General features: G+C 61.3%; 9 protein-coding genes. 2 read left to right on the forward strand and 7 right to left on the reverse strand.

Translation table 11 applies throughout. From position 1 onward, the window contains the following. Nucleotides 1-154 precede the first annotated feature (154 nt). Complete coding sequence (locus NL114_RS08195) at nucleotides 155-919, forward strand: nucleotide-binding protein (RefSeq protein WP_254824302.1); 765 nt, start codon at nucleotides 155-157, stop codon at nucleotides 917-919. Nucleotides 920-2,068: 1,149 nt separating this feature from the next. Further along, nucleotides 2,069-2,905 (forward strand): hypothetical protein, encoded by an 837-nt coding sequence (locus NL114_RS08200; RefSeq protein ID WP_254824303.1) that lies wholly within the window; start codon nucleotides 2,069-2,071, stop codon nucleotides 2,903-2,905. Nucleotides 2,906-3,154: 249 nt separating this feature from the next. On the opposite strand, the gene NL114_RS08205 is transcribed toward NL114_RS08200, so the two are convergent. From NL114_RS08205 to NL114_RS08235, 7 genes are all read right to left on the reverse strand, one after another. Beyond that, nucleotides 3,155-4,471, reverse strand: a complete 1,317-nt coding sequence (locus NL114_RS08205) for a GTPase (protein ID WP_254824304.1) — start codon at nucleotides 4,469-4,471, stop codon at nucleotides 3,155-3,157. A gap of 137 nt (nucleotides 4,472-4,608) precedes the next feature. After that, entirely contained in the window at nucleotides 4,609-5,844 is a 1,236-nt protein-coding gene (locus NL114_RS08210) for a GTPase (RefSeq protein ID WP_254824305.1), read from the reverse strand. A 356-nt stretch (nucleotides 5,845-6,200) separates the two neighbouring features. Further along, complete coding sequence (locus tag NL114_RS08215; protein ID WP_254824306.1) at nucleotides 6,201-6,431, reverse strand: hypothetical protein; 231 nt, start codon at nucleotides 6,429-6,431, stop codon at nucleotides 6,201-6,203. 73 nt (nucleotides 6,432-6,504) lie between these two features. Beyond that, nucleotides 6,505-6,960: an HTH-type transcriptional regulator Lrp gene (lrp, locus tag NL114_RS08220; RefSeq protein ID WP_254824307.1), complete on the reverse strand. Its 456-nt coding sequence runs from the start codon at nucleotides 6,958-6,960 to the stop codon at nucleotides 6,505-6,507. Nucleotides 6,961-7,097: 137 nt separating this feature from the next. After that, on the reverse strand, nucleotides 7,098-10,742 hold the full coding sequence (locus NL114_RS08225) for a type IV secretory system conjugative DNA transfer family protein (RefSeq protein WP_254824308.1): 3,645 nt from the start codon (nucleotides 10,740-10,742) through the stop codon (nucleotides 7,098-7,100). A 1,129-nt stretch (nucleotides 10,743-11,871) separates the two neighbouring features. Continuing rightward, on the reverse strand, nucleotides 11,872-12,819 hold the full coding sequence (locus NL114_RS08230) for an endonuclease NucS domain-containing protein (RefSeq protein ID WP_254824309.1): 948 nt from the start codon (nucleotides 12,817-12,819) through the stop codon (nucleotides 11,872-11,874). 498 nt (nucleotides 12,820-13,317) lie between these two features. After that, complete coding sequence (locus NL114_RS08235; protein WP_254824310.1) at nucleotides 13,318-14,052, reverse strand: DUF429 domain-containing protein; 735 nt, start codon at nucleotides 14,050-14,052, stop codon at nucleotides 13,318-13,320. Nucleotides 14,053-14,063 lie beyond the last annotated feature (11 nt).

A 14,063-nucleotide genomic window follows, 5' to 3' on the forward strand; every position in this document is an offset into this window, starting at 1 on the left:
GTTCATGGCGGGGTGGATGTCAAGACCGCTTCGGGATGCGGGATACCCGGTCCGATCGTAATTCTCGACGTATTCGAGTCGTCTATCTGCCCACCGCGACGTAGCCGCCGATTCAACCGAGTATTTTTATCCGGAGGATTGCCCAGGTCGGGGTATGGTCGAGGCCATCGCCATCGCTGCAGGACCGAGCGGTTCCGGGGTCACGACCAGCACGCTCGCCCTGGGGATGGCACTCGCCGAGAAGCACGACGTGACAGTCCTCGACCCCGCAGCCGGGAGTACCGAGTTGCTCGCTGCGTCGCCACACGTTGACGGGACGCTGCAGGATGTGCTCTGCGCCGATGGACCGTCAGTCGATGCGATTAGTCACGAGCGACATGGAGTCCGGTTACTCCCATGCGGGACAACACTTCATGCGCTGGCGTCAGCTGATTCCTCGCGCATCCGGGATGTGTTCGCGACCATCGCCGCCGACACGGACCTTCTCCTGATCGACTCGCCCGCGCTCCTGGAGTCGGCAGCGCCAACACTACCGATTGTTCTCGCGGACCGCGCGGTGGTCGTGCTCGAACCCACCACCTCGGCGCTCTCGGACGGACTGCAAGTTGACGGGTATGCCACCGTCTACGGAACCGACGTTGCTGGCGTGCTGTTGACCAGGGTCGGTGATTCGGTTCCCGATCACATCGTCGAACGGGCCGAACGGTACTTCGACGCCCCAGTGCTGGGACAGATCCCCGAGAGTTCGGTCGTTAGAGAAGCGACTGACAGTGGTCACCCACTCCTGGCACACGCCCCGAACTCCGCTGCAGCCGATGCCTACCGGGCAGCAGCAGGACAGCTCACAATTCAGGACGGTGACCCAGCCGATATTTCGCGGCGTGCGAGAAGCGCGATTCGACCGCAGCAGCCACCGTAGCTGTTCCTCCCCACCGGCGCAAGCCTCGGCAGTGCTGCCGTCGACCGTGGGTCGCTTGGTCGCTGTCCGGCGGCTGTCGGTAGCGGTTACGGACTCATTGGACCCGCTTTCGAATTTCAATCTCACCGGGGTAGCGGGGGGTCCGGCTTGCTGTGAGACTCGCCTCGCGCTCGGAGTGCTGGAGGGGTACAGACTACAGAGAGGGCCTCATCCGCAAGATACCAGTGTGTAGAAGCCTGTAGCGTGGCCTCCCAAGCGGACCTACGAACGCCAATCCACCATTGGGGGGTGCAGTCCGGAATCCATCGAGAGCAGCCGTCTCATCCCCAGCAGACTCGAACCGGTGCCCCAACGATTCGACCGCACTGGTTCGCGACTGGCCGCCTGGAACGTCGAGTCGCTCCTGAAGCCACCCACGAGGCGGCTGGAAGTCACTACACACCCGTGCTGTCTTGCGGTTTTCCAGTCCCGCGACTCACGACTGCAGCATCCCCCGTATGACTCGACACCGCTGTCAGGCCGTGACTCGCCGATCTCGACTGCCGGTCGTGGCACTCCTGAGGGATAACCCATATTCGAACCAATATGTTGGTGGTGGATTCGGCGCTACAGACGACTACATACCTTCCACGTTGCTCGATTCACTGCCATTCGAATACATTCTCTCTGGATGATGCTTCTCGTATCGCTGGATGCCAGATGCGGCGCAGCAGGCGGCTACTTGCCAGTCCAGCATCCCACGTCTGTGGCAGGTGACTCGCTTCGGCTCCACTTCGGCGCTGGCCACATACATTCAGCAATAGCGGCACGCTTGCGGATGATCTGCCCTCTGTAGTCACAGCGCCGGTGTCGGTCGACGAGGGGCCGGTGTCGGTACCGCGTCCGGTGGCCCCGGAACTGGAGTCGACTCGAGAGCGACCACGGACTCGGGACCGGCTACTGATGGCCGGCTAGGGCTCCGGTCGAAACCACTTTCGCCGTGGTTTGCGACGATTTAGTTGGGAGTGGGACGAGACGGCTACTGGGGAGTCGCCTGTCACACGCTCCCCAGCTCCCTACACGCAGTCCAGCATGAAACGGCGCACCATCCTCCGTGCCGCTGCGAGTCTTCCGACCCTCGCACCGGGAGTCGCGACTGCGGCGCCGCCGGTGACGGACGATATCTCGGAGGGCTACTTCGAGGCGCTTCCGGACACGAAAGCCGAGCGGCACGCGGCCGTCGTCGGCTGCGCAACCGAGCTGTGTGCGGCTCACAACACCGTCTCCGAGACGGCGCTCGATGCAGTCGTCGCGGGTGGTGGCGCCGCGAATGACATCCTCCGCCGACTCCGGTTCGGGGTCCGCATCCTCAACAGGTACGACATCACGAACGCGATCGACGAGGCGATGATCGAGGCCGGAGAGCGAAATCTCAGTGACTACACCCGCTACATACCGCTCGTGGAGAGCTTCAACACCCTCTGTAGTGCCGCCTGTGCCATCGAGACGCCCGACCCGAGCCCGGACGCCGTCACGGGCTTTCTCTTCGCAGTGGCCGCCTTCGGACTGGAGGTTGCACTCTGGACTGCCGGAACGCCGTACAATATGGCGTGGAGCGGCACCCGGTTCATCGCCAATCGTACGTTCCTCCGCTTTGCCAGATACGGCTGCCGTGGCTGTATCGCACTGCTGATGAGTGAGCTTCACTGGGCCATTCGGGGCTCGGTCTACGGGGAGGTCGTCACCGAGGATACCATCGAATTCGTCTGGGCGCAGCTCCAGGAACTCCAACGGGATGCCGAGCGGTGGGAGTACGATGTGGAGTTGGAATACTCGTACGAGGAGATTCAGGAGATTGTAGAGTCTAGGGAACCCCAGCGCGGTGGGGCGCTTGGACCGCTCCCCCAGGAGAACGAGGGGCCGATTGAACGATTGCTCCCCGATATCGAGCTCCCGAATCTCGACTTCGAGATCAACTTGCCAGACCTAACTGACCTCCTCCCGTAGACAGCTGACACCGATCGATGACTGAAGGACGATTCGTGCACTCAGTCTTTGCTGAATTTCTCAATCGGTGACAGTTCTCAACGGCTGTGCTGCATACAGGGCGCGAGTCGGTCAGAGAGGAAATTACTCGGCGAGAGGTTCAGCAACGCTGTTAATCAATACTTCTAACCACTGACCGACCCGACCAAGGTTGCCGCCCACTCTGGAACTCGTCGGTTCGTCGATCGCAGGTTCGAAATCGGTCGCTAGCTAGTTGAATCCAACCTTATCGCCGAGGTCCTTGATGAACCTTCCCCGATCTTTTTTGAAGTCCGATGGTGACATAGTTTTCCCGTCGAAATAATATGCCTCCGCGGACCTACCAAGGGTATACGTGCCGCCACCGGCGATTGCTCCGTTCAGTACCTGCCCGGGGCCGGGAAATACGCCGGCTGCGGCCCCCGCAAGCTTCCGAAAGAGGAACCCGGCGCCGCTGACGGCTCCGAACTCACCGAAATACTCCATCGCCGTTTGTTTACTGAACTCCTGGCATGACAAGGACCCGATTAGCATGACGAGATACACCTGAAGCGGGGTCAGAATCGCGATGTCAGAGATTCCGGAGAGATCAGCCGCCGCGACCGAAGCGCCGACAGCCGAGATTTTCCGCGTTCGCTCGCGAGCGATTCTCCTCATTAAGTGGTCGCGACGCTGTGCCTGTGCGTACTGAAGTAGTGCTTCCTCTGGCATACAATCCCCGATGAATTCTGCGAGTGTATCGACGTTCCAGTAGGGCTCCTCTTTGAGATATGCCGGAAAGACGCCGACATCGTCGAGTAATCCGATATCTGCCTCCCCCTCGTTAATCTTGTCTCGTGGGTAGAATAGGTAGCCGCGAACAGGTGCGTTCCGATCAAACGGTTCTCGAGTCCCAGGGTTCCGCATGCCGGCGATGAAATCGAGGTTGTCAGTAATTGTACTAGTTAACGCTGGGTTCTCTTCGGGTGGCCAGTCGCCCCCAGGCGATAGATGCGTGTCGATTTTATTCAAACAGTAGACAATTGGGGGAAACCCTGGTATTTCTTCTCTGAGATCTTCGTCAATCGTATTGAAGTCCTCCTCACCGGCTCGTGCCTGATCAGGTGTCAGGACGTGTATGATAATGTCGGGATTGTACTGCTGGATATCCTGTTTCAGCTTCTTAACCGTTCCCTCAGGTAGCTCCTCGCCTGCGGGGATGCTCTCAAAGAGCCCACGCGAGTCAACGACATCCCAACTGGCGTGTCGCTCCGGGAACTGGATATGATATTTCTCAGCCTCGTCGGTTTCCGGCTCAACATCACCTACACCAGCCACCTCCTTGTTTGCAAGGGCGTTAATCAACGACGATTTTCCGGCCCCTGATCGGCCCATAATGAATAGCCGTGGCGGGCGAGAGTCGCCGATAAGAACGTCCATGTCACCGACCATCGCCTCAAACAGTTTATCCTCCACCTGCTGTTTCTTTTCGTTGCTTACCGGCGCGGCGTCGATCGCCATCTCAAGACGCTCGCGCAAGCCAGCGTACGTTTCTGTGTCAACAGCCATATACCATTCTAAGGCTACCGCATAATTAACGTATGGTCCGTCTCAACTGCTGGGAACTCCCGATAAGGCGGATCCGGTGAGGATGTCTGTCGACAGTAATAGCCGGTCGGCTCCTCCATATGCAATCCGTGTAAAGATTACAAAACCTCCTCTGCTTCAGCAAGGAACTCGCTTTCGGCGATGACTTCATCATCAAAAAAGTACTCCTCGGCCGCGCGTCCAACAGCGTACGTTGACTTCGGAAGATAGTCAAGATCATCCTTCAACAACCCGGTAACAGAATCAACCGTGATATCTGAAAGTTCTGAGAGGACGTTATTTAACGGCATATTCCTAGTATCGAGATATTCATCGACTAAATCTACACTGAGTTCGCGCCCGGCAAATGACCCGATTAGCGCAATCAAGTAGGCTTCAAACCCTGAAATAATCGGGATATTCGGATTCACAATCAGCTTCCGGGGGATTTCATTAACCGCATTCGCGACGGCGATCGTCTGTTTCCGAGCTAACTGTCGCATCAGTCGCTCACGGCGCTGTGCCTGTGCGAACTGCAGCAACGCCTCCGCAGGCAAGTAGTTACACAACAGCTCGGCGACCGTTGTCACGTTCCAGAATGGCCGCGCCTTGAGGTACGTTGGAACCGCGGCGAACACGTCTTCGGAATCGAAGAGTCTGCCTCGAGCGGGGGTGATTTCATCAATGTCATTAGACTCCGGGATTGACAGGATGTCTTCGACGAGCGCCAGTAGTTCCGTAATCCTCTGTTCGACCGCTGGATTCTGCTCGGGGGGCCAGTCTCCACCCGGAGAAAGGTAGGTGTCAATCTTATTAAGGCACATCACCCGTGGTGGCAACCCGCCGACTACAGCGTCGTCTACATCCTTGATGACTGCGAGGTCGTCCTCGCCCGCCCGCACCTGTTCTGGAGTCACGACGTGTAACAGTATATCCGGGTTGTATACGTTAAGATTGGATTTGAGCATCTCGACGGTATCGACCGCTGCTCCTCCATCTGCCGGCACACTTTCGAACAGTCCACGCGAATCGACAATCTTCCACGTAGCGCTGCGGTCAGGGAACGTGATATCGTACGCATTAGACGCGGCAGTCGTTGGCTCGACCTCCCCGATATCAGTCACTTGCTTGTTCGCGAGAGCGTTGACCAGCGACGACTTCCCGGCACCTGATCGGCCGATTGTGTACAGCTTCGGTGCCCTGGACTCAACAATAGTCTCCGTTACATCATCAATCAGCAGGTCCTCGCAGTAGCTAATCACCGTTGTGGCCTCCTCTGTCCCACCGAACTGTGGGTTAATGAGCTCCGTCAACAACCCATCGAGGTCCTCATATTGGTTCGGATTGATAACCATATTTGTGCGTGGCAGTAACTCGTATGAGCGTGTGCATATGTATAAATGAAAGTCACATCATTACGCTCGCGCCTGCTCGCCCCGAGAATAATAAGCGGGCGATATCACCCTGTTGGCAGTTTTGCCGACTTCACCTATCCTGAATTTTCTCTCTCGTTCTGCTTGTAAACGGAGAACCACAAAACTGGACCCGCATATTCTCACCGGGGCCCCGCGTAAAACGCTACTAACTCAAACCTGATGGGATTATTGACAGATTTCATATGGGTGTCCAATCGAGGGTTTGCCGAACTCACTTTCTATATACAGCATCCAAATGCTGTCAGCTGTGAATGATTTCAACAGAGCTAGGATGTTCAGATGGTCTCGGATCCCTCTGTGAGCGTCTGTCGGACTGCATAGACAGTCATCCCTAGCGTGATGAGTAACATCACGAGCATGCCGATGTCGCTCAGCGTGTCAACAGCAGAGAGTCCCTCAGTGGCGAGCCCGCGAAGGACATCCCACTGGAGGGAGGCCCAGACAACGCTGAACAGGACGAGCGAAATGACACTCCCCCATCGCTCAACAAACGCTCTGACAGTCATCCGCCAACTCTATCCTGTGAATAGTTGAAAAAGTAGGGTACGCACAGGAGTGAGCGGTTCTGGCGCGTTGGAGTCACTCGATCTCGATCTCGAACTGCTCGTTCTCGGCGGGCGTGTTCAGGACGACCGCCGTCGACGACTCGTTGACATCGGCGTCGGCGAGGAGGTCCTTGATCGTCGCGTTCATGTCGTCGGTGTCCTCGAACTTCCCGACGCCGATGATGTCGAACTCGCCCGTCACCTCGTACACCGAGACCATCTGCCGGTGACCCTGCAGCCGCTCGGTCAGATCGGGAAGCGCACTCCCCTCAACCTTGAGTCGGAGAATCGCCGTTACGTCGTACCCCAGTTGATCATACTCGACGATCGGGCTGTATCCGGTGATGACGCCTCGCTCCTCGAGATCGTTCAGATGATTCGAGACCGTCGTGACCGAAACGTCCAGCTCCTCGGCGAGACTGCGGAGGCTCGCTCGCCCGTTCCCGATTAGCTCATTAACGAGTTCCGTATCGAGATGTTCGTACGTCATGCGAACTGATACTAAACATTCGAATATAAATATGCCGAAATTAGTTATATACTCTCAACTAATGGCCGATATCACCGTCGATAATCGACACTCTTCAGCTTGCGCGCTGAAGGATGGCGCCCCGGGCGCCCACGCCATCACCCCCTTCGCTCCGACTCCAACTCTCCCCGCGCATACTCGAACGTGAGCACCTCGGTCAGTCCGGGCGTGTCGAGTTTGTACTCCCGTGGCGCCATGTTCTCGCTGTAGGTCGTCTCGACCCGGGGCTCACCGTCGGGGGCGTCGTGCAACGCCGTCAACACTGCGTGCCCGTCGGCGCGCGTCTTGACGATCCACCAGGCCACCTCCGGATCGCAGGCCGCGATCGTGTCGAAGTCGGATGGAATCGCCTCGGCACGGTCGTTGTTGATCCGCTCGGCCTCGAGTGCGCCCACCACGTCTCCATCCGCATCCAGGACCGCCGCATCCAACCGGCCGTCATCGACCTCGTGATAGCGCCGGACCTCCGAACCCGGCGCGTCGGGGCCCACGTACTCCTGTGCGAGCAGGCGAGCACCGACCTCCACCATCGCGACGTGGAGACTCGATTCCGAGAGGTCGCCCGCCCCATCGCCGTGGGCGATTCCCTCCCGGTGCCCAACGCCGATCGCCTCGCGACCGTCGGGCGTCACGGTCAGCAGCTTGTGCGGCCGGGTACAGTCGACCCGCAACAGTCCATCGTCGACGAGTTCGTCGACAGCCGCCGTCTCGATGCCGACGTACGCCTGCAGGTCGGTCATCGAGTCCCAGACGATGTCGTACTCCAGTTCGGGGTCGAACCGCTGCTGGTGGGCCATATAGACCGCTGCAAGGAACCTGAGCTGGGCGTCGGAGTAGCCGCTGGCCGCCCGCTCGCCGGTCGTCAGCTGCAGATCGAGCGCACAGATGGGAATCGACTCCCGATCCACGTCGGCCAGCGCGTGATGGCACTCGATAGCCCGGCGCAGCCCCTCGGCGGTTGCCGCGTATCGCGTCTCGCACTCGGTGCAGACCAGCGGGAAGGGCGGTTCATCCACGTACGTGATGCAGTCCGGGAAGCGGTTCGAGTGCGGGATCGGCGACGTGGCGGCAGCGGGTGTCCCACCCGCGGGCTCGGCGTCTTTCTCGGGGGCTTCGGGGTCGGGCGCGCCGCTGGACTGTCGCCCGACATCGACACCGTGTTCCTGGCGTGTCCGCTCCTTTCCGGTCTCGAAGTTCGACATGAACAGCGTCGCTTGCGTGCCCGTGAGCGGCTCGTCGCCATCCGGATGGCCGGCCGGCAACGGCGCCGATGCCAGGACGAACGGCTGTGGTTTCGTGTCGGCGAACGGCGCCGCCGGCCGGACGAGCCACTCGCCCCGCTCCAGGTCCCGGAGCCGGGCGGCCACCGCGTCCGCGTCGAGATCGTGGGTGGCTAGGCGCTCGGCCAGTCGCCGGTCGACGCCGACGCTGCCCGTGATGATGGTACCGACATCGTTGAGCAGTTCCGCGTAGACGCGCGGGTGGTGCTCCCGGACCTGCTCGGGAAACTGCATGGCGAGCGTGACTGCGAGCCCGAACGCACGCCCCTGTGAGAGGAGCGTATCAAGGATACCCGTTGTCGCGATATCCGCGGCCTCCTCGATGTAGCAGTTGACCAGGGGTGGGTCACTCGTCCCCGTCTCGGCGGCCCGGCGTTCGAGCGCCCGCCAGAGTTGGCCGAGGATAGCGACCGCAAGCAGGCGCCGCGCCCGGTCGCCGTAGCCGCTCATGTCGAAGACGATGACGCAGTCCTCGTCGAGCTTCTCGCGGAGGTTGAACGCGCCCGCGCCCTCGTCGTCGGGCTGGGCCGTGAACAGCGGTGCGAGGCGGGCGTCGTTGGTCGCCTTCCCGATGCGGCGCGTGGCCGCACTCATGATCGTGTCGAACGTGTTGGGGGCGTTGGCACTGATGCTCGCGAGCTTCTGGTGGAGGGTGCCGTCCGAGACCGGCGGCGGGTTGCCCGTCTCGTGGAACCGCGTGGCCGCTTCGAGCACGTCGTGCTGGGAGACGCTGTCGGCGCCGTGGACGGGATCGAACTGCGCCGTGACGATATGTTCGATCGCCTCGACCGCGGCCTCAGCGCTGTAGAACTTCTCCTCGCCCATCGCGGCGGCGAGCGTCTCGACGTACGCCTCCGTCACCATCCGGACGGCGCGCTCGCGGGCGACCCCCGCGTCCAGTAATGGTTCGATGGAGAGGAAGGGGAGGACGGGCAGGTACTCGGCACAGTCGAAGTAGTGGACATCATCGAGCCTGTCGTACGCGGCGAAGTGGGTCCGGGCGTAGTCCTCGGGGCCGCCGTCGCCCTTCGAGTCGATGTAGATGGTGGCGCCGTCGGTCGCCCCGTGATTGGCGAGATGCATCCCCTGGCCGAGCGCGGTCTTCCCGGCGCCGGTCGTGCCGAACAGCGCGGTGTGCAGCGGCTGGACAGCCGGCGGGAGGGTGAATGCGGCGTCGAGTGTGGTTCGGTCGGCGGTCTTCGGGTGGCTGACTCGCATGCCCGGCGTGTCGAGGTAGTCGTTGAGGACGCTCCGTGGTGGCAGCTCGAGCCCCGTGCGCTCGGCTGGGGTCGGGTCGAGGGCGCGCCGGGCGGCCGGTCCGAGTCCGGGGCCGTCCGTACAGCAGCATGCCCCTAGTGCGGCCGCGTCCATCACGAGTGCGCGGCTGGCATTGGCCGTCAGCGGCAGTTTCTGGCGGGTCGGTTGCGGCTCCGTGTACACTGTGCGGGCGAACAGGTCATCCCGGACCCGGCACGCGGCGTCGCTGCCCGGGCCGTGGACGGTCGTGTCGACCCGGTAGTGGTCGCTGCGCAGGGTGGCGAACGCGTCGTCGAGGGCCCGGGCCGTGGCCGCGGCCGTGTCGGACTCGGTCGCGACCGTGATGGCGCGGGCGTTGACCGTGAACGTCGCGGCGGGGTCGACGGTCGCGAGCTGTTCGAGCCGGCGTCGATTGTCCCTCGACAGGTCCGGGTCAGTGATCTGTGGCGCCGGGTCCCGCCCCGCGCTGGGTTGCTGGCCCGGCGGGCGCCGTCGGCGAGGTGTGGTCCCTCCCCTGTGCGCGGTGTCCCCGTCGTCACGGTGCTCGCCGGGCTCCGGGAACAGCTCGCTGGAGATCTTCCCCCATAGCGTGTCCCTCCCCTCCTCGAGCTGGGTCGTCCGGTCGTGATGCTCGCCGCCCCAGTCGGCTTTCGGCCGGACGAGCAGTTGCAGGATGGCCCCCGCGTCGTGGGTGGCGAGGCTATCGAGGGCAGTCGCCAGCGGCCAGCTGCCGGCTCCGTCCTCGCTGTCGAACGTCTCGAGGGCCGGCAGCGGCAGTTGCCAGTCGCCCGGGCGCTCGCCGACACCCCGGTACTCCACGGCTGCGAGCGTGTTGTCGGGCGCACCCAGGCCGGCCGGCTGGTCGAGGACCGTGTGGTGCTGGAGGTCGGCGCCGGTGAGCTCGAACGAGTCGGGCAGGGCCTGGCGCAGCGTCCGCTTGAGGGCCGCCTGGTCGCCGTTCTCGACGCCGGCGTACCAGTCGAGGCGTCGGTCGCCCGTCGGCCCCGTCTGCCCGGTCGCGACGAAACAGAACTCGTAGGTTGGCGGTGTGTCGGCCCGCCGGCCGCCATCGTCGCGCCGGTGGAGCTGCCCGAGCGCGTGGCTGACGCGTTCGGGGTCGAGGTGGGCCTCACTGGGCTGGATACGGAGGTAGGGCTGTGCGTCATCGTCGGTCGTCGCTGAAGCAGAATCGCGCTCTGTCGCCATGCTTGGTGTGGGAGCAGGTGGTGTACTGGGCCCCCATCTGGGATTTTCGGGCTCAGCCGCGCCAAAAAAATGTAGTGGGATCGATCGGGGAGCGTGTGCCGTAACTCGGGCAGGTGTTGCCCGCGTGGTCGAACGGTTCTACAGACCGGGGTGCGCTCCGCACACGCGTCTGTGGTCTATCGCTGTAGCGTGGGACGGGTGGCCTGCTGTTCGAACGCGGACCCCCAGTAGCGTGGAGGGAGTCAGGCTGGGTGCGGCGTGGATGGCACGGCGCTCGGCGGGACGGCGGCCGTAGCGGGGCGCCGAGTCGGGCGAGGCGACCGCGCTCAGCAGGGTGATGGGCGACTACTTGACGGGGCGCCAGCGTTCGCGACGGTGGGTCGGGCCCGGTGCACGACTACAGAGTCGAGAGACGGTGTTTCACCTGCGAAATCCCTCGATTCGGAACGCAGTGGTCGCGTGGCCGAGGGACCGGATCGCCACGGAGCGGGCGTCACTGTCGGAATCGCTGGTCTCGCCTCGTTTCGAATCATACGCAGCATGGGAGGACGGTATCGTTACTGGCCACTACAAACGGCTACAGACCCGACCCGTACGGGGTTTCTCCGATCCCGATACTTCCTCTCTATCATCTGAATAGTCTCCGATCCGACTGGATCGACTGGCCGCGAACGGAGTGCTGACGCCGGTTGGTGTGCAGGCGGTGATGGAGCGATTGCCGGCTTGCTATGTTCGTCCGGGGTAGCATGGCCGGACCCGCTCAGCGGCCGCGAATCTGCCGGTTCGGGTCTGTAGTCTGTTGGTGTCAGTGCGCGGTCCGTGACCGGCCATCGGAGATCGGCGTCCGCCCGTCTGTGCTCCGGGGCTGTCGTGGGGACCGTGGCTCACCGCTGTCGTGTGTGCGGACGACGAGGTGGCCGCCACCAGCTCGACGGCCGGAACGCTCCCCGCCGCGTGACGACCCGGGAGTGGGACTACTGGCGCTGTTGAAACCCTTCCAACTGAGAGGAACTGACTGCTGCATACAGAGGATAGATGTAGCACCGCGAAGGGCTTCATGTGGATTGAGTACGACTGAAATTGCGGTCGGCTTGTGCGTGTACTGGGAAGCTCGCCACGACTTACGATTTCATCGAGAACTCAACTTCCGTGGTGGTTCGAAGACAAGGTCGATTTCGAATTCCTTGAGTCGAATATCATCCCGCTCAGCAGCAGTGTCCAGCACGCCCTCTTTGAATTGTTGAGCAACTAATAGGCCCTCAGAATCTCCTTCATAGACGTCGAGATACCGTGATAGCTGCTTAAGATGAGACATCTCCCCCAGACCTTTCTTGAGTTCGATCAAGAGGGGAGACTGCCCGCCATCTCTGATACACACTAGGTCAATCCTGTTCTCTTTCGTTAGCTGGACCTGCCGAGTAACTGTTTCAATATCGTCTTCATTCAATCGGTCAATATTCTCTTCGAGATACAACTCGAGTGTCCGTTCTTGATTTAATTCGAACCCGTACTCTGGTTCTTCGATAGGGTCGGTTTCCTCCAGTTGAGAGAGAAGGGTATCCAGCGTGTCCCGTTCGTGGAATTTCGACCGTTTCACGGTTGACGCTAAATGGAGACTGTCAGAACCACCCTGTCGGAACCGATCATCAAGTTCCGTCTTCGGAATGGGACCGTCATTATAGAGCCAATTCTCGATTTCCCGAAGATACTGGTGGATGCCTGTCCCAGTTAAGCCCTCCTCCTTGAATTGGTATTCACCGAGCTCAGCAACGGCGCGGACTACGGAGGAGCCATGGACGTGATCAGTGCCAATGATGATGGCTATATCGCCGGGAGCCATCTGCTGTTTTTTGCGTCGATGGGTTCCTGCAAGGGTTTTGATTGCGCCGGTTGCATTTCCGGCCCAGTTCAGGTCATCAGTGTCGAACTCCTCCATGACGCGTGCCCGAAGGTCATTCCAGGACTCGTCCACGTGGTCGCCTACTTCCCATCCAACCGAAATCACGTCTTGATCTTCCCATTCCGGCCAGTGATCAGGATATCCTGATTTAATCAACCAGTAGGTGTTGTCAGACATTCAATCCGCCTCAGCAGTCACTATATCATAAAATTATGCGTAATGATACTCTGTGTTGATAGTAAACGCAACGTCACCCTCGGAAAGTTTTGAGACTCCCCATTACTACCGCTGCATTCGCGCACTGTATTCAGCACGATCGCTGAAGTATATCAGCAATCGAGGGGCGCAACAGAGCCGGAATACTGGCCCAGTGGCCATTTCGGTTAAATGGCCTCCCCACGTCTGGCCACTTGCACCGTTCTTTCGGTGCATCCCACCCCCCACCCCGCTTTTCATTCCTCGGTAGCGACGCGATTGGCTGGCGTCTCGTGATACGCGTGCACATTCCTCCAAGAACCACTTGCAGTCTGCTCCGTTGCCGACGCACGCTGGGAAGATGGGGACCGAGGACGACGCTGGGGATGGGGACGCGAGTCCCGACACGACGACGTTTCACGAGTGTGGCGTGCCGATTCGAGTGGCCGCGGACGAGACGGAGGTAGACGCGCTCGTGGCTCAGTTCGGGTGGACGATCTCCATCGGCAGGCCCAATTCCGAGTCTTCGTTGGGGGATGCAGGGAGCCGTGGATACTCCTGGTCTGACTCGCGAGGGCCTAGGTCAAGTTGGGCCGCCGTGTATGCGAGGACGGCCGCGTCAAGGACGTCATCGAGCTTTCCGGACGAGATCCGGTCGTGCCACGCGGCCCCGTCCTCGCGGTCGGTCAGGACATCGTCGATACACTTGTGCAGCGCCGGCTCGTCATCGAGGAGCGCGAGCCGCTCGTCGCGCCCGGCTTGCGTGTCCTTCGGGGGGAGGGACCCGTCGGCCAGGGCGGCGAAGCAGACCTCCGGGTGGCTCTCGTAGACGCGGTCGGTCGCATCCTCGTACTCCTGCAGGAAGACATCGACCTCCCGGATGCGCGGGAAGAGCCACCAACTCTGGCTTCCCAGTGAGTCCCCGTTCAGTTCTCGGGCCGTGTCGTAGTCGTCCGTCTCGACGACCGCTCTGGATGGGATGGCGAACACGGTACTCCGTCGGGGGCCGAGATAGTCCATCGCCGCCTCGTCGCAGGCTCGCGTCCCTGATTCCGGGAGGCCGATCGGGATATCGACGAGGATCGACGCCGCATCCCGTCCGTGTTCGTGCCAGACGTTGAGGAACGACGGCTCGGTGGTGACGGCCTGTCTGTCACCGGCCTCGACGACCAGCCAACAGCTGCCGGCCCAGTCGACGCCCAGATAGGTGGCCATAGCTGGTACTC

Origin of the sequence: Haloglomus halophilum, from assembly GCF_024298885.1 — an archaeon.
Classification (GTDB): Archaea; Halobacteriota; Halobacteria; order Halobacteriales; family Haloarculaceae; genus Haloglomus; species Haloglomus halophilum.